The sequence below is a fragment of the Adhaeribacter rhizoryzae genome, from assembly GCF_008629685.1.
Lineage (GTDB): Bacteria > Bacteroidota > Bacteroidia > Cytophagales > Hymenobacteraceae > Adhaeribacter > Adhaeribacter rhizoryzae.
The window spans coordinates 99609-124066 of the sequence record NZ_VWSF01000017.1; the positions used below are offsets into that span (position 1 = coordinate 99609).

Sequence of the window (24458 nt, forward strand, 5' to 3'; positions counted from 1 at the left end):
ACAAGCTAAGCACTACGCCATGACCAAGTTTCTTTTGATTCGGCACGCCACCACCGATTCGGTTGGCAAACGATTGAGCGGCCGCATGCCGGGTGTTTCTTTAAATATAGAAGGGCAGGCACAGGCACAGAAACTAGCCCAGCGGCTCGCCGGCGCGCCCATTGCCGCAATTTACAGCAGCCCTTTGGAGCGGACTTTACAAACGGCCCAGCCCATTGCCGCAATATTAAATTTGCAACCCCAAACAGACGAAAGTTTTCTCGAAATGAATTTTGGGGAATGGACCAATGCCGATTTCAAGGAATTAGCCAACGACCAGCAATTTAAATATTTTAATTATTTCCGGAGCAGCGCGCGCATTCCGGGCGGCGAGCTGATGCTGGAAGCCCAAACCCGGATTGTTTCGGGACTTATAAAATTAGCCCAGCAACATCCCAACGAAACTGTGGCTGTGGTAAGCCACTCCGATTTAATAAAAGCTGCCATTGCTTATTTTGCCGGCATTCACCTGGATATGTTTCAACGCCTCGAAATCAGCCCGGCTTCAATTAGTATTATTCAGCTTTACCCAGAAACAGCCCAAATACTTTTAGTAAACGATACCGGCGGGCTTACTTTTTAAGCTTTATTAGCGGCTTAAACAAAATATTTAACCTGTACTTACTGAATAAGAACCTGTTGAATTTAATACCTTAATTTAACCAAGTTTATTTAAAACTTTTTTAATTATTTTCGGTTAAAGGCATTGCCACAGGTGTAAGTTTTAGTTGGCGATCTTCCAGATTATACCAGGTTAACTCTATTGGCTTAATATAAAGTGGTTTATTTTTCTGAAAAGAATTCCAGCGTTATAATCTTTAAAAGATTGGTTATTTAATTTTTGCTTTTAACCGAAGTAAGAATTAAAGCCCTGCTTTAAAGATTTTTGCCCATACCAGATTTTATTACTTTGAATTAAATAAATCAGGTAAAACCAGTACAACAATTAATAATTTGGCTATTTCAATACGATTTCAGCCATCCGATATAATTAGTTTTTACTATTCTAAAAACAATTCACATGCATAATACCATAGAAAAAGCAACAGGAAAGCTTGGTATCTTAACTCCTGGTTTAGGTGCGGTAGCTACTACGCTTATTGCCGGTGTAGAAGCCGTTAAGAAGAATCTGGCGCAACCCGTTGGTTCTTTAACCCAAATGGGAAATATCCGGTTAGGAAAAAGAACCGAAAACCGCTTTCCTAAAATTAAAGATTTTGTGCCACTGGCCGACCTGAATGATATTGTTTTTGGAGGCTGGGATGTGTATAACGACAACGTGTTTGAAGCTGCCCTGAAGGCCAAGGTAATTGAGCCCATGATGTTGCACGCCGTTAAGTCGGAGCTGGAAGCTATTAAGCCCATGAAAGCGGTTTTTGACCGTTCTTATGTATCTAACCTCGATGGCGACCACATTAAGCAAGCCGCTACCAAAGCCGACCTGGCTAAAATGGTAATGGACGACATCGAGAATTTTAAAGAAGCCAACGATTGCGCGCGCATGGTAGTGGTTTGGTGCGGCTCTACCGAAATATATTTAGAGCCATCGGCGGTACACGAAACCCTGGAAAGCTTTGAAGAAGGTTTACAGAATAATGATCCGGCCATTGCGCCTTCCATGATATACGCCTATGCCGCCATTAAACTGGGCGTTCCGTTTATGAACGGCGCACCTAATTTAACCTGCGATATTCCGGCCCTGATTGAACTGGCTAAACAAACCGGTACGCCAATTGGTGGTAAAGATTTTAAAACTGGCCAAACCCTCATGAAAACCATTCTGGCTCCTGGCCTGCAGGCCAGGGCTTTGGGTGTAAGAGGTTGGTTTTCTTCTAATATTCTGGGTAACCGCGATGGTTATGTGCTGGACCATCCGGAAAATTTTAAAACCAAAGAAGTATCTAAACTAAGCGTGCTGGAAGATATTTTTCAGCCCGAAATGAACCCGGAACTGTACGGCGAAATCTACCATAAAGTAAGAATTAACTATTATCCGCCGGCCGGCGATAACAAAGAAAGCTGGGATAATATTGATATTTTTGGCTGGATGGGTTACCAAATGCAAATAAAGGTAAACTTCTTGTGCCGCGATTCTATTCTGGCCGCTCCGCTGGTATTGGATTTAGCCTTGTTCAGCGATTTGGCCAAAAGAGCCGGCATGTCGGGCATTCAGGAGTGGTTATCTTTTTACTTTAAATCGCCCCAAACAGCCCCCGGCCTTAATCCTGAGCACGATATTTTTAAGCAATTAATTAAAATGCAGAATACCCTGCGCCACATGATGGGTGAGGACCTTATTACGCATCTGGGTTTAGAATATTACCAGGATTTAACCGAAGCGTTGTAAAAGACTAAAGTTATTCTGTTTTTAAGCAGGCAAAGTATTCTGATTATTTTAATAGCCAGAATACTTTGCCTGCTTTTGTTTTATTTGCCATTAACCAACTACTAAAAAAAATTGATTAGGTTTATGTGCCCACCCTAGTATTAAGAATATTGGTTTAGGTCTTTAAAATCCATACCTGTCATTCAGGAGGAAACTATTTAGCAACTAGCTACATAGGTTCCTCCTGAATGACAAATGTGGGTTACTTATACTTTTATTCTTTTACTTTTGCGTATTTTCTTTTTGCATAACCATAGGTATTTAAAATCTACTCTTCCTTTCCTATAAATATTCCTTCTTTATATAAAAACCGTTCTTCTTCAAGTAAAATATTTTCGTTGCGGTTTGAGCCAGTCTGGTTGGTTTATAAGCAGGATTGGTCGATATTTTTTCTGAATAAAGCGGGATAAGGTTAGCCTTGTATAACCAAACCCCTTTTACGGATGATTCAGTTAAACAACTTTTGTTACCGCTACTCCCGTAACCAGGAGCTGTTTCGGGGCTTAAACCTGACGCTGCAGTCGGGGCAGATTTACGGTTTGCTCGGCAAAAACGGCGCAGGTAAATCTACGCTAATCAAAAATATTGGCGGTCTTTTATTCCCGACAACCGGCCAGGTTCAGGTTTTTGGTCAGGAGTCCCGGTTAAGGCAAGTCAATTTTCTGAAGGATATATTTTTTATTCCGGAAGAATGTTATTTGCCCAACCTGACGGTAAAAGAATTTATTCAGGTTTACGCACCCTTTTACCCCAACTTCGATTTAACGCAGTACCAAAGTTATTTAGATTTATTTGGCATTGCACCCAGCCGGAAATTACGGTCTCTATCTTACGGCCAGAAAAAGAAAACCCTGATTGGCTTTGCCCTTGCTACCAATACCCGCGTGCTTATTCTGGACGAGCCCACCAATGGCTTAGATATTCCGGCCAAAGGAATTTTCCGGAACATGATAAAAGATGCCTTTAAACCCGACCGGCTGGTAATTATTTCGTCGCATCAGGTGCGTGATTTAGATGAACTGATTAGCAGCCTCATTATTCTGGACCAAGGCAAAGTACTTTTGCATGCCGCGAAAGATGAAATTCTGCAACGGTTAATTTTTGGCATTTCGCCGGCTTCATTACCCGAAACGGCGGTGCTTTACCAGGAAAAATCACCCGCCGGCTGGCCTTACATTGCTAAAAATACTTCCGGCCAGAAGACTTACCTCGACATGGAACTGCTTTTTAATGCCTTGCTGGAAAATAATGCGGCTTTACAACCAATGTTTACCACTAACCCAAAAATACCGGCTTATGAACTTAGTTAATTTAACCTTGCTCCTGAAGCGCCAGTTAAAGGAGCAATCTCAGCTTTATTTATTGGGCAGCCTGGTATTATTTGGCTTGCTGGCAACGCTGTTTTTAATAGTACACCACTGGCGCGACAGCTTTGGCGGAGCCGTACAAAACGGCGTTTTTCTGATTGGTTTATTTGGGAGCGGCGGCATATTTACCGCTACCATGTTCCAGGAATTTTCGGAATCCGCCAAAGGCATCTGGCTCTTAAGCATTCCGGCTACCGCCGCCGAAAAAATAGCTGCGGCCATCTTGTTATCGGGCTTTGCTTTTTTAGTGGCGTATTTAGGTATTTATTACCTGACCGATGGATTGTATACGCTGTTAACTTACCAAAAATACGGAACCACGCCGCTGAATTTATTTCGGAATGGATTTTACTGGTTAGTGTGCGCGTACTTTTTGTTTAACGGCATTATTTTACTGGGCAGCGTTTATTTTACCAAGCTAAGTTTCGTTAAAACGCTGCTGGTTTTACTACTGGTGCTGGTTTTCCTGAATTATGCTAATAATTTCCTGATGGGAATAATTTCAGGCATCCCGAATATTAATTCCAGTACGCCGCTCAGTGGTTTTCAGTTCGAGCACCAGGGCGAGAATATTTACGTGAACCTTCCCGAAAACATAGATAGCATAAGCAATATTTTTGCCCGGGCAGTATTACCGCTAATTTTTTGGAGCATTACCTGGCTGCGCTTCCGGGAAAAAGAAGTTTAAAACATCTGCCACATGAAAAAAAGTAATATTGCTTTGCTGGGTTTAGCCTTAATATTTACCGCGGGTATGCTCACTACCGGTTTTATCCTGAAAAAAGAAGCCGCCAAAATAAATTTAAACGACCCGCTCCGGAATTATGAAACTACTCCAACGGCGGCTTTCAAAGTTTTAAAAATTAGCGGCAGCAACGGTTATCCCATCCACATTCAGTACGATACTGGTAATAGCCTGACGGTTTTACGAAGGAGAAAAAGTTTTCTAAAGGCCAAAAACACGGCCGATACGCTGGAAATAATTTTTTCGGGTGCCAATATTCCGCTGGATGAAGCTAGTAAAAATACCACCCCCGCCGGTATAATTATTAAAACCAATGCGGTAAATAAAATAGCTAACCAAAATACTTTCGTCCGGATTATAGATTTTAGGAAAACTGATCTGGATTTGGCTTTAAGCGGCCAGGCGGTGGCTACTTTTAGTAACTGCCAATTTCCGGCGCTAAATATTAGGGCCACCGGCCAGAGCCGATTTGGCTTCGATGGGCAAAATATTGCTGATAACTTTAATTTAAACCTACAAAACAGTACAATCGGCTTTCTCAAAAATATTCAGTTTGCGGTTTTGCAGCACCAGGTTGGCGATAGTGCCGCGGTGGTATTATCGAATCAAGTTATGGCCCAGGTTTTTAACCAAGGGCAAAAAAAGCTAATGCAACCAACTAAATAATTTTTCTATTATCTTAAGTTTTGCCTTTTTCAGAATTTATAAATTTAGACAATTCAGATATTTATACTGGTTAATACCTAATTTAAATTATTTTACGGCCAATCTGCTCATGCGCCTGCCCCTGGACACTTTACTACTGAAAAGACAAATTAAACCAAGTTGGCGCATTGCGTCGCATGTACTTTTCTGGCTGGTATTTTTTGGCAGCATCTGGCATTTTAATTCTATATCGTTTAATCCTTACCGCAATTCGCCGCTGGTTTACCTGAGTCCGTTGCGCGGAACCATTACCCTTATCCTGATTTATTACCCGTTGGTGTATGGGGTTGGGTTAAAACTTATTCCGAAAAAAAAGTGGTTGGCGGTTATAGCGGCTAGTCTGGCCCTTTTAATAAGCTTTACCTTTATTGATTACATTGCCGAAATGTTAATCTTAAACCTGTGCCAGCCCTGCCGCGAGGCCGTGCAAACCCAAACTAAATATTACGGATATTTACAACGTGGCTGGTTGGCGGTAGTATCGTCGCGGGTAGTAAGCTTAGGGGTTTTATTCGGGCTTATTGTGTATATAACGCCGGCCATCGCCATAAAAGCCGGCCTGGAATACCACCGGCAGTATATTCAGAACCTGAAGCTAAACCGCGACAATATTCAGTTAGAACTCAACTTTTTAAAAGCCCAACTAAATCCGCATTTTTTATTTAATACCTTAAATAATTTGTACGGCTTAATTATTCATGGCCGCAACGAACAGTCGGCCGAAACTGTGGCCCGGCTTTCGGACTTTATGCGGTATACTTTGTACGATTCGGCGGAAGATAAAATTGCGCTAAACAAAGAAGTAAGTTTAATTAAGAATTACCTGGAACTGGAAAAACTGCGGCTAAATTATACCCCGGTTTGTTTTGAATATGTTATTGATAATCAGGTGTATATTGTGCCGCCTTTATTGTTTATGCCGCTCATCGAAAATGCTTTTAAGTACAACCTGGATGCGCCGCAATCGCCGGCCATTCACATTAAATTAACGGTTCAGGACCATGTATTGCACTTTTGTTGCCAAAACAGTTTTGAACCGCAGCGGGCAAAAAACCAAACCGGCGGCATTGGCTTGGCAAACCTGCAAAAGCGACTGGCAATTTATTATCCGGGCAAGCACACGTACCATACCCAAATTAACGGAACCGCCTACGAAACCCAGCTAACCATAAATCTTGCATGAAAATTATTCGCTGCCTGATTGTAGATGATGAGCCCTTGGCCCGGGAAATTATTCAGACGTATCTGAAGCATATTCCAAATTGGGAAGTGGTAAAAACTTGTATAAATGCCGAAGAAGCGTACGAGGCTTTAATGCAGAACGGGGTTGATGTCTTGTTTCTGGATATTCAGATGCCGGTTATTTCGGGCATTGATTTTCTGCGTTCCCTTAAAAACCCGCCGCTGGTGGTTTTTACCACCGCTTACAGCCATTACGCCGTAGAAGGTTTTGCCTTACACGCCGCCGATTATTTGTTAAAACCCATTACCCTAAGCCGGTTTTTTCAGGCCGTAGAAAGGGTGCAGGAATTACTAGCTTTAAAGCAAAATCCGTTGCAATCTACTCCGGAAAAGCCTGTCTATATTTTTGTAAAGCACAACGGCCGCTTAATAAAAATATACTTCGATGAAATCCAATACATCCGGGCGGAGAAAGATTTTAGTACTGTTTACCTGACAGATAAAAAATTATTGCTGAGTATGCATTTAAAATTGCTGGAAGCTGCTTTGCCTGCAGAAATGTTTTTTCGGGTACACCGCTCTTATATTATCAATGCGGCCAAAATAACTTCTATTTACGGTAATATGGTATTTATTGGGGATGCCGAAATTCCGATTGGCGCAAATTATAAAGAAGATCTGTACCAAAAACTGCACATCAGCGGCAGCTAAGGCTAATATTGTATGCGTATTAGTTAAAAGCCTACTTATCAAATGTGGCTGCAAAGCCTTTTAATGCTATATTATTCGCCTACTGTAGCTAAAATTTTTCTGATGATGTTTTCAGCTATTCTGAAGTTGGTTTGCTGCACTTGTTCAAGAATGGGCGAAAGCTTTTCTATAAATCCTTGTTGTTTTGCTTTAACTAAAATTCCTAAACTCCCAGTAATTTTCAGGTTTAAAGATTTAGCAATTTTTCTTGCTTTCAGATCGTCCAGCACAACTACATTATCAGGTATATCAAAGGTTAATGCAATGGCACTAGCTTCTCCTCTACCTAAAATCTGTGTTAGTGTTTGTTGAAGTGCTTGGTTGCTTGCTTCTTTTATTATTAGCCAATCAGGTAGTGTTTTGCCAAATCCTTCTGCAATTTCTGTTGTAATATAAATATTTGAGTAGCAAAGCTTTAGTAGATCTAGTTTATTTAGCTTATCCAACAAAATTAAACAACTAGTATCACAAATTATTAATTCAGGCATTGGCAATGTCGGATAGTAAATCAGCTTCTGATTTGCTGAAGACAGAAAATCCGTACACACCCATTATTTCTATGAAAGCTCTTTTAGAAAGCCCAGCTAAATCAGCGGCCTGTCCTAAAGAAAGTTTTTCCCTTTCGTATAACTCACCAGCTAAAATTACTTTTAGTTCTGATTCATTTAAATCCAGGTTTTCTGGTAAGTTTAAGTTTACGGTTCGCATATTCCAGTACTTTTATAAATATAATCGTTTTTTTTAAGTTTTGGTTTCTTCAGCCTGGGCCTAACAGGTTAGTACATGAAGTGAACAAGACGTAGCCGTTTATTAAATCAACTTTAAGCGGGTAAGCTCCCCGCTGATTTTCTACTAATTTATAGTCCGATTCACTACCTTACTGAAATTTTGATTGATATCCCAGAACAGCAAAGCCCACCAGGTGAGGTAGGCTTTGCTGTTTTATTTTAAATCTTCTGCTAGAACATATGCATTTACCAGATATTCAGAATCATTGCTGCGCCTAGCGCCGTGCCTTGCGAGTTCTCCGAAATTACAATATTTAAATCGGGGAAATTAGCTTGCAGCAGGTGCATGAATATTTTGTTTTTACTAAAGCCGCCATCAACCAGTAAATATTCGAAATTACTTAGGTTGTACTCACCGGCCAGGCGAATAGCTTCTACCTGGGGTTCGGTAATTTTTTGCATGAGCACGTGGTAAGCTTCTTCGTACGTTTCGAACTGCGTTAGATCTAACTGAATGTTAAGCTTGGTGGTTTTAGTGGCCGTTAAGGTGCTATCGTCCGGCGTAACAGGTTCATCGGGTTGGGGCTTGCTATAAGCCGGATTGTAAGTAACTATTTTAAAATAATCGGCGGGTTTGTTGTAGTGGCTGGCCAATTTTTTTACCTGCTCTTCGTGCTCGTTGCCAATAAACATTCTGGACGCTTTAACCCGCTGACCGTTGTAGGTTAAAAAATTTAAACAATCCTGCTGCAGTTCTTCTTTGGTTAAATTTTCTTTGGCAAACGGATTTAAAGTAATGCCCCAAGTACCCGTAGAAAGCAATAAAAATGGATCGGTATATTTATACAAATAAGGAATCAGGGCCGAAGAACTGTCGTGTAACCCAATGCCGGCCGGTATTCTTTTCTTCCGGAAAGTGGTACCGAAGGTATTGCTTTGTTCGGTAATGCGGGGCAGTAAGCTAATAATATTTTCCTCGTAAACCCAGTTGTGATAGCATTTGGTTTCGAAATTCCAGAGGCCGGTGTGGCAGCCAATGCTGGTGTATTCCGATACCATATTGCCCGAGAACAGGAAGGAAACATACTGCGGCAAATGGAGCGAGGTTGTTATTTTGGCGAAAAGTTCCGGCTTCTTGTATTTCAGCCAGTACAATTGCAACCCAGAATTGAGCATGCCCAAGTTAGGCGAAGCCGTAACGGTAGCAAAAGTTAATTTATCGCCGTAACGGTCGTAAAACTGTTTTTCTAAATCTTCGGGGTACGGTTTTAAGTAGGAGTAAAGGGGCGTAGCGGGTTTAAGTTGCGCATTTAAATGCACCATGCTGGCACCGTAAGTGGTAAAGTTTACCCCAACTACATCAAACCGTTCGTCGGCTTCCAGTTCTTTCCAGGTAGCCAGCAGCCAGGCGGTAAGCCTATCTACATCTTCGCAGGGATAACCGTCATCATCCAGGATTTCGGGAAACCGTGCTTCAATTTCATGAATAATATTAAAATAGTGGTCAAAGAGAATACACTTTTTATTTGTTTTGCCAATATCGAAAACTGCCACACAAGATACCATACGCAATCGGGTGTTTAAAAATAGTGGATAATTAAGAACGGGATATTAATGGCAGCAGCCTCAGGCACCTGGGTGTCTGGGGCTGCTGTTTAAATTTAACTTTAATATAGAACTTTGCCGGAAAATTACAAACCAGTAGAGTAGGTTTTTTCGCCCCGCTGCTTGATTAACGCTTGCCGGATTTTTTGCTCGCGGTAAAAGGCAACCGGGTTTAAAGCAGCGCCGGCTTGTAAACGGGCCTCGGCCAGCAAAGGCCTTACATCGGTGCGGTAAGCATTTTGCAATATTTCCTGGGCCAAAGTGGCATCATTTTGCAATTGGGCTTTTTCCAGCGCCGGCCGGTCAATAATCAAAGCTTGGGCATAGGCCATCATAATGGCTTCTACCGATTGCATTAAATCTTCGAGCGGATCTTTTATGTTGTGGCTGGCATCAATCATCCAGCTTAATTCCGGATTTTTAATTTCGCTGCTGGTCATGCCGTCTACCAGTTCGTTAAATATTAAAAACAACTGGTAAGGTCGCATGGCGCCCACGGTTAAATCATCGTCGCCGTATTTAGAATCGTTGAAGTGGAAGCCGCCCAGTTTACCTTCCATTAAAAACCGCGATACAATCTGCTCGATGTTGGTATTAGGCAAATGATGACCTAAATCGACCAATCCTAAAGCTTTTTCGCCCAATTTCTGGCAGAAAAGGAGCGAAGAACCCCAGTCGGCTACAACAGTAGAGTAGAAGTGCGGCTCGTAAGGTTTGTACTCGATAAACACTTTCCAATCAGCGGGTAATTGGGCGTAAATTTGCTCGAAAGAATCTAAGGTACGGGCAAAAGAACGCCGGAAATTCTGCTGACCCGGAAAATCGGTACCATCCGAAAGCCAGATAGTTAAAGATTTAGAGCCTAGCTCTACGCCATGCCGGATAACTTCTACGTTATGGGCAATGGCCTGGTCGCGCACGGCTTTATCGGTATGCGACAGCGACCCAAATTTATACGAGTAATCCTGGTTTTCCTGGTCCTGGAAGGTATTAGAATTAACCGCATCGAACTTCAGCTCAAAAGAAGCGGCCAGTTGCTGAATGGCTTTCGGATTTTGCGGAATATCCCAGGGAATGTGCAGCGAAATAGCGCCACTCGATTGGTTCAGGGCGTGGAGCAAACCCACGTCTTCAATTTTTTCTTCGAGGCTGCGGGGCTCGCCGCCCCCGGCAAACCGCCCGAAACGCGTACCACCGGTGCCTAAAGCCCAACTCGGAATAGCTACCTGAAAAGCCGCTAACCGTTCCAGAATAGTATTCACCTGATGCCCTTCGTCCTGCAATAAAGAAGCCAGCAGCCCATATTTCTTTTGGTGCAAAGCATTTCCCTGGCTGTTATGCTGGTCGATAAGCGATTTATCTAAAATCATTATTTGGAACTAAATAATTGGTGATTATATGCGGGGTTTATTTTAATTTTGAAAAGAGATAGCGGTACCGTGGATGGCTTTCCCAGGCTTCTGCCCGGAAAGAGTTAAAGTTAATAAACCACCCAAATTTTTAACCAAAACAAACCAATTCCACGGTGACCGACTATTTCTGCAAATTATCGAACAAAAGCGGCTGGTACGCCACCATCTACATTAATTACGTTGCCGGTGCTCTTGTGCAACAGGCCACCTACGCATAAGAATACTGCGTTGGCAATATCTTCGGCTAATATTTCTTCGTTTAACACGGTGCGTTTGGCATAATAAGCCGGCAGTTCTTCAATAGAAATACCGTAGGCTTTGGCCCGACCGGCGGCCCAACCGCTTTCCCAAATTTTGCTGCCCCGGATTACGGCATCCGGATTTACTACGTTTACGCGAATTTTTTCGGGCCCCAGTTCGGCTGCCATCAGGCGCGACATGTGCAACTGCGCGGCTTTGGCGGTACCATAGGCTACGTTGTTCGGACCGGAAACCAAGGCGTTTTTACTTACAATATTTACAATGTCGCCCCCAATTTGCTGCTTGCGCAATATGCCCAAACCTTCTTTCGATACCAAAAACTGGCCTTTTACCAAAACATCCTGCAGAATATCGTAATCAGCTTCGGTGGTATCGGCAATAGATTTAGAGATAGATAAGCCGGCGCAGTTTACAATAATATCGACCCCGCCAAAGCTTAAATTAGCGGTTTTAAAAGCATTTACAATGGCGTTACCATCGGTCACGTTTAAAGTGGCGGTTACGGCGGTATCTTTGCCAAAAACTTTTTTGAATTCGTCGTTTACCTCATTGAGCGCGTTATCGTTCATGTCGGTAATAACCACGCAGGCACCTTCCTGGGCAAGTTTTTCGGCAATGGCTTTACCAATACCGCCCGAACCACCGGTTACCAAGGCAATTTTCCGCGATAAAGGTTTTTCTTTTGGCATCCGCTGTAATTTCGCTTCTTCCAGTAACCAATATTCAATGTTAAAAGCTTCCTGCTCGGGTAAACCCTGGTATTCCGAAATGGCTTCGGCTCCGCGCATTACGTTAATGGCGTTAATGTAAAATTCGCTCGACACGCGAGCGGTTTGCTTGTCTTTGGCAAAAGAGAACATGCCTACGCCGGGGTACAAAATAATTACCGGGTTCGTGTCGCGGACGGCCGGGCTGTTGGTGTGCTTGCAGCGCTCGTAGTACGCATTATAACCCGCCCGATAATCTTCGAACTGCTGCACCAGTTGTTCTTTTAATTGCTGCGCATCCGATAAATCGGCCTCCGGTGTTAAGTTTAATACCAGCGGACGAATTTTAGTCCGTAAGAAGTGGTCGGGGCAACTGGTACCCATAGGCGCCAGTTTGTCTAAGTCGTTGCTGTTAATATATTCCAGTACCCGCTCATCATCGGTGAAATGGCCAATCATGCGGTTCTGGCTAGAGCACAAGCCGCGCAGCAAAGGAATTAAAGTGCTGGCTTTTTCCAGGCGTTGTTCTTTGGGCAAAGACTGAATTTTAGCGCCACCAAATACCGGGCGGTTTTTGCCGTAATTTTCGTTCAAATATTCCGAAGCCCGCTCGATGGTTTCTAAGGTATTTATATAGCTTTCGTAAGCGGTATCGCCCCAGGTAAATAAACCGTGGCTCCCTAAAATTAAGCCGGTTATACCGGGGTTTTCCTGTACGGTTCTTTCCAGAATTAAACCTAAATCGAAACCGGGTTTTTGCCAGGGCACCCAGGCCAGTTTGCCGCCAAATAATTCTTTAGTTATCTGCTCACCATTTTTGGCCGCCGCAATAGCAATAATCGCATCGGGGTGCAAATGATCTATGTGCTTAAAAGGCAGGAAAGCGTGTAAAGGGGTATCAATGGAGGGCGCTTTGGAATCGAGGTCGTAAATGCAGTGGTTAAACAAACCCACCATTTCGTCTTCGTTTTCTAAACCCCGGTAGCGTTTTTTCAGGCTGTGCAGTTTATCTACGTAAAGCGCGGCCAATCCGCTTTTCTTTAAAGTACCCAAATCTCCGCCGGAACCTTTTACCCACATTACTTCTACTTCCTGGCCGGTAAGCGGATCGGTTTCCATTACTTTACAACTGGTATTGCCGCCGGCATAGTTGGTTAAGCGTAAGTCGGCACCTAACAGGTTAGAACGATAGATTAAAAGGGCTACTTCGTCGTTGCCCAACGAGCTTGCTACTTCTTCGTCCCAAAGATAACTTACATACTTATAAGAGATTTTATCTACCGTATTTTCCATGATATTTTGATAATTATGAATAATTGTTTTGCTTAAACGTTATCAACTAAACCGAACTGCCGCCTAAAACCCATATTTAAGTAAGTGATGGTTAACAAATCTAAAATTCTAAAAAGGGTAATCCATCCTGTACTATCCTGAGATCTGTTATATTTTTCTTAAAAAATAATACTTTTTGCGCCCGGCTACGGAATATTTTTAAATTTTTGTGCTACTGGTTTTAACTTTTGGCTTTAAGAGGCCAGGTAATTGCCGTAACCCACCACCATTGTAGATAATATTACCGTGGCAATACCCAGAATAATCATGCGCATGGTTTTGGGGCTGGCACCTTTCCATTCGTTAAAATAAATACCCCAGATATTACTTACAATAATAATAAACGCCATGTGTAGGGTCCAGCTAGAAAAACCTAAGCCGTTGGCCGAAAAAAGGCTTTCGCCCATGCCGTAAAAGAAGAACTGCAAATACCAGGTAGTACCGGCAATAGCCGAAAATAAATAGTTGCGGCCCAGGGGCGTGGCTTTATTGATGTAATCGCCGCCGGTTTTATTTTTAATATTCAAATAAATACACCAGATAAAATTGGTGGTTAAGCCACCCAATAATATTACCACCAGTACCGGGTTGTTTTGCCAGAGCGGATCGATACCTTTGGCCACGGTGGCTTCGGCAATGGGCTTGCCGGTTTCGTAACCAAACGACATAAAAGCACTTAAAACACCCGAAAATATTGCCACCAGCAAACCTTTCGGGAAGTTGAATTCTTTAATATTTTCGGTTTTCTGTTCAGCGGAAAGTTCTTTTTCTTTCATGGTGCCGGCTTTGCCGCAAATGGCAATGCCCAGCAACGTAAGCATAACGCCCCCAAAAGTAACCAGGCCCGAAGTGGTGCTTAATAATTCCGAAATGGTTTTAGCATTGCCGGAGCGGCCGAAAAACTCGTAAAACATAGGCGGTATAAGCGTGCCGAAAGCCGCACAAAAGCCCAGCACAATGGCCATGCCCAGCGATAGACCCAGGTAACGCATGGTTAAACCAAAGGTTAAACCCCCAATTCCCCACAACAAGCCCATGAGGTAGGTGTAAAATAAAGTAGTAGAATCGGTATTCAGTAAAGTTTCGAGGTAACCCGGCGCGGTAAGGGCTGCACCCAAAGGCGGTACAATCAGCCAGGAAAAAACACCGCCCACCAACCAGTAACTTTCCCAGGCCCATTTCTTTACTTTATTAAAAGGAATATAAAAACTGCCGGAAGCAAAGCCCCCAATAAAATGATATAACAGACCAAAAAGTACTTGCATGGAAGTGTTTAAGAATTTGCCGGATTAAACATTTATTATTTCTGGAACCGGAAAGTTTTCGTTCGTGGCCCAAAATTGGTTTTAAGGTTTTAGTGTATAAAGAACAATTATGGCCTAATGTAAACAGGAATTCTAAATCGCGTATCCTGTTGTATCCTTTTTGGGAAACTTTTTTCATTAATTTTCTAAATATTCGGTTTTAAAGCAGAAAAAATCAGGTTACAACTGTAAAAAGAAAATTGATTGGGCGCTATATTTTTAGCTGGCTATAAATGTATTCCCAAGCAGGGCGTAAAGAAGCTTTGTTTAAGGAAGCGCATTTTTACGGCGCTTTATTGGCAGGATAGTACAGGATAGTGGCGGACAAAGGGCGGCACTTATTTGAAAATTTTGCTTAGCCGGGTTGCCCGCAAATAATATTATCCAGAAAAAATTAATGGTGATAGAGAAATAACCCAATATAAATTTCAGGGTAGTCAATTTATTAAAACCAAAGCTATTCAAGTTACAATTTGTCGCCTTCAAAGTGCGTTTTCCGGTATTCAGCCATAATCATTTGCCTAGCCCCTCAGGCAACTACTATATTTACAACATCAAAACAAAATAAACCAAAACAGAAAGGAGTTTACTAATAGTTAAATAACAAAAGATGCCCGTTACTAATAAATATTCCTGTAATAAAACAGCAGGATTTAACCGCAGAAGTTAATCTTTTTCTTTTGCTGGTGCCGACCTTAAATTCTACTATACCTCATTTTGAGTAGCTGATTTTTAGCTATTTAATTGCTAAACGAACTGTACACTAATAAAAAAACTAAACCGAAACTATGAAAAAAGTTACCTTACTTCTTGTTGCTTTCTTTTTTGCCTTTGCTTTATTGCCAGCCCAAGCCCAGGATGGTGGCCGCAGTATAAATGTTAATGCCGGTATTGGCCTGGGTGTTTACAATGCAGGTGGCTTGCCCATTGGTGCTTCCGTTGAAGTAGGCATTAAAGATAATATTGCAGTGGGTGGTTTTGTAGATTATGCCCGTTATGGCCGTAACTGGGGTGGCTACCGCTGGAGTTATAACTTCCTGTATTTTGGTGCCCGCGGCTCTTACCATTTAGGCGATTTACTAAAAGAACTGGGTATGAGCGAAGATAAGTTCGACCCGTATGCCGGCTTATCTTTAGGCATCAGAACGGCTTCTTACAAAGATAATGTGGGTATCGAAAATTATGATAGCCCTTATTCTTCGGCCAGCGTATTCTTAGGCGGCCACGTAGGTACCCGCTACTACTTCTCCGATAAAATTGGTGGTTTTGGCGAAGTTGGCTACGGCGTGTCGGCCCTGCGGTTAGGCGTAACCTTTAAACTTTAATATTTTGGGTTTAAGATAAAGTACAGCGGGGATTGGGTGGATATTCTGGTTTTGGTTTGTCAAACGAACTTCTAAATCAGAACCTTAGCTGTACTTTTCTTACCTCCCTTCATAAACTAAATAATATTTAACCAATACCTGCGCAATTCTTCTAAGATAAAAGTGTGAAAACCGGCAAAAGCCTTTCTACCCGTAAGTAGTCAGGCTTTTTCCATTTTATTACTTTTCTGAAATAGCAGGAATAAATTTATTAGGTAAGCTGCATCCTGAGCCGGAAAACTAACCAACCGAAATAAAAGTAGCAGGAAAACCATAAAATACATAAAGCTGGAAATATTTTTTGCGCAGCAATTACACAACTGACAATAATATTCGCTATCAGGTTAGCGTATGCAGCAACAATTTTTATACTGCTATCAGCAGAATAGGTTTTTTGAGTTTAGGCTGGTACTTAACGGGAATTGAATCAGCAATTTACCCTCCTGCCTGTAAAATAACAAGCAAGCGTAAGTATCAGTGTACTAATAGTCAATTACTTTGAATAAGCGAGTTATTAGTAAAATAAATATTAATAAATTATTGTTAACGAGCTTAAAATAGTATTTTTAATATATTTAAGTCTACAGAAATTTTTTTACTAAGTTTTATGCAACTTTAATTTATTTAGAACGTAAGGCTTGTCTGGTATTTTTTTCTGGTTTTATATTTGTTTTACTAACCGGAAAAATTGGCAGATGAATCAGAAAGATTATTTGGTGAGGGCCACTAACGACAAAGACTATAATATTCGGCTTTGTGAAATTTTGGCGACGGGCAGCGAAACAGAAGCTTACGATAAAATTTACATTATTTACCGAACCCCCGAAGGAGAATATTTAAAAAGAGTGAAGCATTTCCATCCTTTGGCTGGTGCACCGGAAGTTACCTACGAAATAATCAGCAGTAAAGAATTCGCCCACTACGAGCAGCAAAAGCTTATCTGAAAATTTTTTGCTTTAAGCTTTAACTGTAATTTTCTGCTGTTTAAATCCACTGCCAAACAACTTAAAGGTAATAGAAAAATTAGCCTTTCCGGATGGCTTTCCAGGCCTTGCATCCGCTAAATGTTCCGATTATCCGCCATAAAATACCCGACCCACCGCCGGGTAAGCAGCAATCTTATAATTTCTAAAAACATAAAGCTACTTTGAGGTACAAAGAAGCAGCCTTTTATTTTAATCTTATATTAAATTTCGAATTATTGGTAGTGGTGAGGTAGCGTTTGAAGAGGTAATTAAGTTAGAAAATTATCTTGTTTAAGGCCTTCGCTTAGAAATAACCGGGTGTTTAATCTTTGGTAAAAATACGTATTTATAGGTCATAAGTACGTACTTGTTCTTTGTTTCGCCTTTTTTTAGTTATTGGATTATTTTATAAAATTTTAGGTAAATAATTTATAATCAAGAAAATATTATGTGACAAATTAAAGAAGTATAAAATGCTATATTTTATCCTCAAAATATGGCAGCTTCTTCTTCTATAACCCCTCAACCAGTTTTACGTTTAGGTGGATGATTCAGGAATATAGCTATTTGGCTATCGGAGTTGTTTATTGAAAACGCCTAATTTACATACCACAGTGGGCCGTAAAGCCTTTATTTCCGGAGAATATTCCGGTAGCGGATTAATCGTAACTAAAAAAAATATTAATTCCTGGTTTTTCCCCGGATTAGCCACTAAGGTTACTGGTGCTGGTGCAGCATCTGGCAATTCTTCTTTTCCCAGCAGTATTACGGCGGTTAAGAATAAATTTTGCTCTTGGCCCCAAAAAGCCAGGCAACAACCCATAATGCTGTCTTTAATAAAAAATATCGGCTTTTCGTAAAGAGTATCCGGCTACTAAGGTCTAAGTGGTACCATTCGCAGGTTTTCAGGCGAATAACGCAGCTTATTATTTAAATAATTATTACTAAACGCAGAACCATTTTAATCAGAAAATATCGACATAAAACCATGAAGAAAAAAGTGTTAATTACCGGCGGAGCGGGATTTATTGGCTCTCACTTAGCCGATGAGTTACTTAATTTTGGTTACGAAGTCCGGGCCTTGGACAATTTATCGGAGCAAGTGCATGGCAAAAATTGTGAACGCCCGGAATATCTGAATCCCGAAGTAGAGTTAATGGTTGGCGATGTGCGGGATAAAAAAATGGTGGAGCAGGCGTTGGAAGGTGTAGATGCGGTATTTCATTTGGCTGCTATGGTGGGCGTGGGGCAGAGCATGTACGAAATAAAAGAATATACCGATGTAAATAATACCGGTACCGCTGTTTTACTCGAAGCTTTAGCTAAGAATCCGGTGCAGAAACTGGTAGTAGCTTCCAGCATGAGTATTTACGGCGAAGGTTTGTACCAGAATATTGCGGGTAAATCTATTATTGGTTCCGAGCGGCCCTTGGAGCAACTAAAAGCCGGACAGTGGGAAGTAATGGATGAAGCTGGCAACGAGTTGCAGCCACTACCAACGCCGGAATCCAAAACACCTTGCTTATCTTCGGTTTACGCCTTATCTAAATACGACCAGGAACGCATGAGTTTAATTGTAGGCCGGGCTTATAATATTCCGACGGTGGCGATGCGGTTCTTTAATGTGTATGGTACGCGCCAGGCATTATCAAACCCGTATACGGGCGTACTGGCCATATTTGCTTCCCGGTTCCTGAACGATAATCCGCCCATGATATTTGAAGATGGCAACCAGCAGCGTGACTTTGTTCACGTGCGCGATGTGGCTTTGGCTTGCCGTTTGGCGCTGGAAACGCCCGAAGCCGATGGACAGGTATTTAACGTGGGCAGCGGCAATAATTACACCATTACCGAAATAGCCGAAAGATTAGCAGAGGTCATAAACAAAGGACATCTGAAACCGCAGATTACTGGTAAGTACCGGGTGGGCGATATCCGGCATTGCTACGCCGATATTTCTTTGGCTCAGAAAATACTTGGTTTTTATCCGCAGGTAGATTTTAACAGTGGTTTATCCGAAATGGCAGAATGGCTGGAAGGCCAGATTGCTTACGACCGGGTAAATGAGGCCAGTGCCGAGTTAGCGGCGCGCGGCCTGACGGTTTAATGCGTCTTCACTGTTATTAAAATTAAAAGATACTACCATGTCAGAGACATTAATCCATAACAACACAACAAGCAACCGGCAACCAACTGTTGGGTTAGTTCAGAATTTTAAACCCGGCGACCAGGCGCTGGTAGAAAAAGTGCTGGCCGATGTAAAAGCATTAGGCGTAAAAGAACTCCGGACCAATATTTCCTGGGCCGAATACGTTACGCCTGCCGGCAAACAATGGTATAACTGGTTAATTCCGCACCTAGCCAAAGCAGTTAAAATATTGCCTTGCTTTTGCGATACACCAACTAATTTAGCTTTATCACCCCGTCCATCATCGCCGCCAAAAGACCCAAAGGCTTTCGCCGATTTTCTGCAAATCTTCCTCACCGATTTAGGCAAGCATTTCGAGTGGGTAGAACTCTGGAACGAACCCAATAAAAAAGAAGCGTACGATTACACCCTTGATAAATCCTGGTCGGCGTTTGCCGCAATGATTAGCGCAGCCGCAAAACTCGCCAAAGCACACGGCAAAAAAACAGTGCTAGGCGGCATGAGCCCCATCGACCCGCATTGGCTGCAATTAATGTTCGAGCAAAACGCCATGCAAAATATCGATGCTGTTGGGGTACATGGCTTTCCGGATGTATACGACCAGCAATGGGAAGGTTGGGATGAAAATATTAACAAAGTAAAATCAGTTCTGGCGGCCAATAATTCTCCGGCCGAAATCTGGATTACTGAGGCTGGTTTTTCTACGTGGCAGCACGATGAATACAAGCAACTAGAAGAGTTCCGGCAGGTACTTAAAGCCGATGTAACGAAAGTTTTCTGGAGTAATGTGCTGGACACTAATACGGATTCTTTTTCGGAAAGTAGTTTGTACGCCGATGAGCGGGAATATTATTTCGGTCTGAAACGAGCTGATAGCAGTCCTAAATTATTATACCGGTTATGGGCTGATCATGGCTTAGCTGGAGTCTATAAATTTTCCTGTATCAAGCGTAAAACCTCTTTTAACCCTTCCGAAAAATATTCCTTAATTACCGGCGGCGCCGGTTTTGTGGGCACCAACCTGGCCAAACGTTTACTCGAAGAAGGCAAGCGCGTTTTAATTCTGGATAATTTATCACGCCCCGGCGTAGAGCGAAATGTGCAATGGTTGGAAGATAATTACGGCGACCGGCTGGAAGTTTATGTGGGCGATATGCGAAATTTGCAAATGGTAAAAATGCTCATGCGAAATGCCAGCGAGGTTTACCATTTTGCCGCGCAGGTAGCCGTTACCACTTCCCTGGATTTCCCAATCAACGATTTTGACATTAATGCCCGCGGTATTGTAAACGTGCTCGAAGCCATCCGGACCCAGGATAATCCACCGCCACTGGTATTTACTTCTACCAATAAAGTTTACGGCGGCCTCGAAGATTTGCAGTTTATTGCGGATGGTTCCCGCTATAATCCTTCCGATAAAAATATTCTAAAAAACGGCATTTCGGAAGAACGCCCCCTTGATTTTCATAGCCCATACGGCTGTTCCAAAGGTGCCGCTGACCAGTACGTGATTGATTATGCCCGCACGTATGGCATCCAGGCGGTGGTATTCCGGATGAGTTGCATTTACGGTCCGCACCAGTACGGCACCGAAGACCAGGGCTGGGTAGCACATTTTGCTATTCGGGCCATCGAAAACAAGGCCATTAGCATTTACGGCGATGGCAAACAAGTACGCGATGTCTTGTTTGTTGAAGATTTGGTAGATGCTTTCGTGCTGGCGCAAAAACACATGCCCGAAATATCGGGGCAAGCCTTTAATATTGGCGGTGGCCCGGAAAATACCACCAGTTTATTAGAATTACTCCAAACCATCGGCGAGTTTCAGGGCCATAAAATTCCGCTGAATTTTGATAACTGGCGGCCCGGCGACCAGCATTATTACGTGTCGGACATTCGCAAATTAAGGAAGGCGACCGGCTGGTACCCGAAGCACTCGGTGCAGGAAGGCGTTTCTAAATTATTCCGCTGGCTCTGCGAAGCCCGCGGTTTGGAATTACCCGCCGACTTTTCGATGGTAGAAGAAAAAGAACACACCAAAGTAGCCTTAGCCTAATGAATCCGGATTTAGTAGCAGAAAAAACAATACAAGATAAAAAAGTAACACTCATGCGAGCAGCCGTTATAACTGCTCCGCAAACCGTAGAAATACAAGAAGTCGCCTTGCCGAAACCCGGACCCACGCAGGTGCGGATAAAAATGGAAGGCTGCGGCTTATGTGCCTCCAATATTCCGGTGTGGCAAGGACGGGAATGGTTTAGTTATCCAATTCCGGCCGGCAATCCCGGCCACGAAGGCTGGGGCGTGGTAGATGCTGTTGGCGCAGAGGTAAAAACCATTAAAATTGGCGACCGTGTAGCCGCGCTTTCTTATCATGCCTACGCTGAGTATGATTTGGCCGAAGCCGATGCCGTAGTACAAATCCCCGAAATATTGGCCGGTGTGCCTTTTCCCGGCGAACCTTTGGGCTGCGCCATAAATATTTTTAAACGTTCCGATATTCAGGCCGGGCAAACGGTAGCTATTTTGGGCATTGGGTTTTTAGGCGCTTTGCTGGTGCAACTGGCTAAAGAAGCCGGAGCCCGCGTTATTGCATTGTCCCAACGGGAATATTCCTTAAACGTAGCCGCCGAGACCGGTGCCGATGAATTAATAAAGCTCGACGACCATTACCAGATTATCGAAAAAGTGAAAGCGCTTACTGGGGGCAAATTCTGCGAACGCGTAATTGAATGTACCGGAAAAGAATGGCCGCTAAACTTGTCCGGCGAATTAACCGCCGAACGGGGAAAATTAATTATTGCCGGCTTCCACCAGGATGGCATGCGCTCGGTGAATGTGCAGCTTTGGAACTGGCGCGGCCTGGATGTAATTAACGCCCACGAGCGCGACCCCAAAATTTACCTGAGTGGTATTGCCGAAGCCGTAAAAGCCGTTACAACCGGTCGCCTGAATCCGCAACCTTTATATACCCACGAATTTTCTCTGGAAAATATCGCCGAAGCTTTCCAGTTGCTAAATAATCGCCCGGATGGGTTTATGAAAGCTTTGATAAAGTTTTAATTAGTTTACCAAACTGAGCTCGCACAATATTATATTTTGAAAAGCGAGGTTCAAATAACTCATCTCTGTCATTCAGGAGGAACCTATTTAGCAGGTTGCAAAAAAGTTTCCTCCTGAATGACAGGGGTGGATTTCTTAATCTAATAAATTTTTATAAAGGAATATTACTTAGAGTTAAGTGGCAAAGTGATACTGCCAAATTTAAATAAATATTCCTTACCATATGTTTGATATATGCCGGAAGAATTAGTACTACCAAACACCTCATCAATAGAAAGTAAAAATATTAAACCTCGCTTGGGCTTTTTGGGCGTGGGCTGGATTGGCCGCAACCGCATGGAAGTAATTGCCAACCATCAGGCCGGAGAAATTACCTTTATCTCAGACACCGTACCCCAGAATACCGAAGCTGCCTTACAAGCCGTACCAACTGCGCAATCAGTTAATGCCCTATCCGACATGCTCACCGAAGACACGGACGGGGTGGTGATTGCTACCCCCAGTGCTTTTCATGCGGAGCAAAGCATTCAGGTCCTGCAAGCCGGTAAAGCCGTTTTCTGCCAGAAGCCTTTGGGCCGGAATTTAGAAGAAACGCAACAGGTAGTGGAAGCTGCCCGCCAGGCTAATAAATTATTGGGCGTAGATTTATCTTATCGGTTTACCAAAGCCATGCAAGCTGTGTACCAGGTGGTGCAATCCGGCGAGTTGGGCAATATTTACGCGGTGGAGCTTACTTTTCATAACGCGTATGGTCCCGATAAACCCTGGTTTTACGATCCTAAATTATCGGGCGGCGGCTGCGTTATCGATCTGGGTGTGCACCTGGTAGATTTAGCCTTGTGGACTTTAAACTTTCCGGAAGTAGAAAAGGTAACCAGCAGCTTGTTTTCGAAAGGACATAAAATAACCAATACCCAGGATACGGTAGAAGATTATGCCAATGCCAGCATAGCATTAGCCAGCGGCACGCACGTAGCTTTAAGTTGCTCCTGGAATTTACCGGCCGGACAAGAAGCTATTATTAGTGCAATATTTTACGGTACACAAGGCGGCGTAGCGTTTAAAAATATTAACGGTTCTTTCTACGATTTTGTGGCCGAGCGCTTTTACGGTACCCGCACCGAAACCCTAACTGCACCACCCGACGATTGGTCGGGTCGGGCCGGTGTGGTTTGGGCAAACCGGGTAGCTGCCGGCGAAAAATATAGCCCCGAAGCGGAAGAATTTGTGAAAGTAGCGGCTGTGTTGGATAAGATTTATGGAAGATAGAAATTCGTTACCTACCCGTATTCTCATGACTGCCGATACGATGGGCGGGGTTTGGACTTACACGCTAGAATTAATAAAAGCGCTGGCGCCTTTTAACACCAAGGTGGCCTTAGCTACTATGGGCAATAACCTAAGTTTGCGGCAACGCGAACAGGTTGCTGCTTTGCCCCAGCTTACGCTTTATGAAAGTAATTTTAAACTGGAGTGGATGGATAACCCTTGGGAAGATTTGCAAGCCGCCGGCGAGTGGTTGTTACAAATAAACCAGGAATTTAAGCCCGATATTATTCACCTGAACAATTTTTGCCATGGCAACCTTAACTGGGGCAAACCGGTGGTAATGGTGGCGCATTCCTGCGTGAGTTCCTGGTGGCAAGCCGTAAACGACGAACCGGTACCGGCGGAATGGCAATATTACCGAAAAGCCGTAGCCCAAGGTTTGCAAGCCGCCGATTTAGTAGTGGCACCAACGGCGGCTATGCTGCAGGAGGCTCAGGTACTTTACGGCCCTTTTAAGCAAAGCCAGATAATTTATAATGGGCAGGATACCGCTAAATTTAAATATGCGCACAAAGAGCCATTTGTATTTAGCATGGGCCGGGTCTGGGACGAAGCCAAAAATATCTCTTTGCTGGCCCAGGTAGGGGCCGAATTGGATTGGCCGGTATATATTGCCGGCGAGGCGCGCCACCCGGTAACCGGCGAAACCCTGGAACTGCCCAACGTGCATTTTTTAGGAATACTCTCCGAATCCGAAATAATTAATTGGCTAAGCCGGGCCGCTATATTTTGTTTGCCGGTTAAATACGAGCCTTTTGGTTTAGCTATTCTGGAAGCAGCTTTATCGGGTTGTGCCCTCGTGGTTGGCAATATTGCCAGTCAGCGGGAAATCTGGGGTAAAGCGGCTACTTACGTTAACCCAAATAATGCCGGCGAGTTAGCTACGGCTGTTACCAAATTAATTCAGGACGAATTTATCCGGAATATTATGAGTTTCCGGGCCATGCAACAAGGGCTGGGCTATAATATTCAGCAAACCGCTTACTATTACCGACAGGCTTATGGTCAGTTGCTGGGCGTAACCAACCAGAAAAAATCACCAGAAAAAATATTAATCTGATAAAA

Annotated in this window: 21 protein-coding genes; 14 read left to right on the forward strand and 7 right to left on the reverse strand. The window is 43.1% G+C overall.

Translation table 11 applies throughout. The annotated features are described in order from the left end of the window. The first annotated feature begins 19 nt into the window (after nucleotides 1-19). The 7 genes from F0145_RS18790 (at nucleotide 20) to F0145_RS18820 (ending at nucleotide 7135) form a co-directional block, all read left to right on the forward strand. Nucleotides 20-622, forward strand: a complete 603-nt coding sequence (locus F0145_RS18790) for a histidine phosphatase family protein (RefSeq protein ID WP_150090812.1) — start codon at nucleotides 20-22, stop codon at nucleotides 620-622. Between the two features lie 438 nt (nucleotides 623-1060). Further along, nucleotides 1061-2386, forward strand: coding sequence for an inositol-3-phosphate synthase (locus tag F0145_RS18795; protein WP_150090814.1), 1326 nt, complete (start codon nucleotides 1061-1063; stop codon nucleotides 2384-2386). A 482-nt stretch (nucleotides 2387-2868) separates the two neighbouring features. Beyond that, nucleotides 2869-3735, forward strand: a complete 867-nt coding sequence (locus tag F0145_RS18800; RefSeq protein ID WP_150090816.1) for an ABC transporter ATP-binding protein — start codon at nucleotides 2869-2871, stop codon at nucleotides 3733-3735. After that, nucleotides 3722-4480, forward strand: a complete 759-nt coding sequence (locus F0145_RS18805) for a hypothetical protein (RefSeq protein ID WP_150090818.1) — start codon at nucleotides 3722-3724, stop codon at nucleotides 4478-4480. The genes F0145_RS18800 and F0145_RS18805 overlap by 14 nt, the downstream gene beginning before the upstream one ends. A 12-nt stretch (nucleotides 4481-4492) precedes the next feature. Further along, entirely contained in the window at nucleotides 4493-5203 is a 711-nt protein-coding gene (locus tag F0145_RS18810) for a hypothetical protein (RefSeq protein WP_150090820.1), read from the forward strand. 109 nt (nucleotides 5204-5312) lie between these two features. Continuing rightward, nucleotides 5313-6425, forward strand: a complete 1113-nt coding sequence (locus tag F0145_RS18815; protein ID WP_150090822.1) for a sensor histidine kinase — start codon at nucleotides 5313-5315, stop codon at nucleotides 6423-6425. Continuing rightward, entirely contained in the window at nucleotides 6422-7135 is a 714-nt protein-coding gene (locus F0145_RS18820) for a LytR/AlgR family response regulator transcription factor (RefSeq protein WP_150090824.1), read from the forward strand. The genes F0145_RS18815 and F0145_RS18820 overlap by 4 nt, the downstream gene beginning before the upstream one ends. A gap of 71 nt (nucleotides 7136-7206) precedes the next feature. On the opposite strand, the gene F0145_RS18825 is transcribed toward F0145_RS18820, so the two are convergent. The 6 genes from F0145_RS18825 to rhaT all read right to left on the reverse strand — a co-directional run bounded on the left by F0145_RS18825 (nucleotide 7207) and on the right by rhaT (nucleotide 14484). Further along, complete coding sequence (locus F0145_RS18825; RefSeq protein ID WP_150090826.1) at nucleotides 7207-7662, reverse strand: DUF3368 domain-containing protein; 456 nt, start codon at nucleotides 7660-7662, stop codon at nucleotides 7207-7209. Then, the gene (locus F0145_RS18830; protein WP_150090828.1) at nucleotides 7655-7882 is read right to left on the reverse strand and encodes a UPF0175 family protein; all 228 of its coding nucleotides are present in this window, start codon (nucleotides 7880-7882) and stop codon (nucleotides 7655-7657) included. The genes F0145_RS18825 and F0145_RS18830 overlap by 8 nt, the downstream gene beginning before the upstream one ends. Nucleotides 7883-8148: 266 nt before the next feature. Beyond that, nucleotides 8149-9468, reverse strand: coding sequence for an FGGY-family carbohydrate kinase (locus tag F0145_RS18835; protein ID WP_150090830.1), 1320 nt, complete (start codon nucleotides 9466-9468; stop codon nucleotides 8149-8151). A 125-nt stretch (nucleotides 9469-9593) separates the two neighbouring features. Further along, the gene (locus F0145_RS18840) at nucleotides 9594-10877 is read right to left on the reverse strand and encodes a sugar isomerase (RefSeq protein ID WP_150090832.1); all 1284 of its coding nucleotides are present in this window, start codon (nucleotides 10875-10877) and stop codon (nucleotides 9594-9596) included. A gap of 176 nt (nucleotides 10878-11053) precedes the next feature. After that, a complete protein-coding gene (locus F0145_RS18845; protein WP_150090834.1) occupies nucleotides 11054-13180 on the reverse strand; it encodes a bifunctional aldolase/short-chain dehydrogenase in 2127 nt (708 codons plus the stop codon). Between the two features lie 233 nt (nucleotides 13181-13413). Then, complete coding sequence (gene rhaT, locus F0145_RS18850; RefSeq protein ID WP_150090836.1) at nucleotides 13414-14484, reverse strand: L-rhamnose/proton symporter RhaT; 1071 nt, start codon at nucleotides 14482-14484, stop codon at nucleotides 13414-13416. An 827-nt stretch (nucleotides 14485-15311) separates the two neighbouring features. Between rhaT and F0145_RS18855 the strand changes: the two genes are divergently transcribed. Together F0145_RS18855 and F0145_RS18860 are read left to right on the forward strand one after the other, a co-directional pair. Next, nucleotides 15312-15848, forward strand: a complete 537-nt coding sequence (locus F0145_RS18855; RefSeq protein ID WP_150090838.1) for a hypothetical protein — start codon at nucleotides 15312-15314, stop codon at nucleotides 15846-15848. A 734-nt stretch (nucleotides 15849-16582) separates the two neighbouring features. Then, nucleotides 16583-16831 (forward strand): hypothetical protein, encoded by a 249-nt coding sequence (locus F0145_RS18860; protein WP_150090840.1) that lies wholly within the window; start codon nucleotides 16583-16585, stop codon nucleotides 16829-16831. 592 nt (nucleotides 16832-17423) lie between these two features. Here F0145_RS18860 and F0145_RS18865 read toward each other — a convergent pair. Next, nucleotides 17424-17675 carry a hypothetical protein gene (locus F0145_RS18865; RefSeq protein WP_150090842.1) on the reverse strand — a complete coding sequence of 84 codons (252 nt, stop codon included), beginning with the start codon at nucleotides 17673-17675 and terminating at the stop codon, nucleotides 17424-17426. A gap of 165 nt (nucleotides 17676-17840) precedes the next feature. Between F0145_RS18865 and F0145_RS18870 the strand changes: the two genes are divergently transcribed. From F0145_RS18870 to F0145_RS18890, 5 genes are all read left to right on the forward strand, one after another. Beyond that, complete coding sequence (locus F0145_RS18870) at nucleotides 17841-18959, forward strand: SDR family NAD(P)-dependent oxidoreductase (protein ID WP_150090844.1); 1119 nt, start codon at nucleotides 17841-17843, stop codon at nucleotides 18957-18959. 37 nt (nucleotides 18960-18996) lie between these two features. Beyond that, the gene (locus F0145_RS18875) at nucleotides 18997-21057 is read left to right on the forward strand and encodes a GDP-mannose 4,6-dehydratase (protein WP_150090846.1); all 2061 of its coding nucleotides are present in this window, start codon (nucleotides 18997-18999) and stop codon (nucleotides 21055-21057) included. Next, complete coding sequence (locus F0145_RS18880; RefSeq protein WP_223816148.1) at nucleotides 21057-22064, forward strand: MDR/zinc-dependent alcohol dehydrogenase-like family protein; 1008 nt, start codon at nucleotides 21057-21059, stop codon at nucleotides 22062-22064. Before F0145_RS18875 ends, F0145_RS18880 begins: the two co-directional genes overlap by 1 nt. A gap of 234 nt (nucleotides 22065-22298) precedes the next feature. Beyond that, the gene (locus tag F0145_RS18885; RefSeq protein WP_150090848.1) at nucleotides 22299-23333 is read left to right on the forward strand and encodes a Gfo/Idh/MocA family protein; all 1035 of its coding nucleotides are present in this window, start codon (nucleotides 22299-22301) and stop codon (nucleotides 23331-23333) included. Then, on the forward strand, nucleotides 23323-24453 hold the full coding sequence (locus tag F0145_RS18890; RefSeq protein WP_223816149.1) for a glycosyltransferase family 4 protein: 1131 nt from the start codon (nucleotides 23323-23325) through the stop codon (nucleotides 24451-24453). Before F0145_RS18885 ends, F0145_RS18890 begins: the two co-directional genes overlap by 11 nt. Nucleotides 24454-24458: the final 5 nt, after the last annotated feature.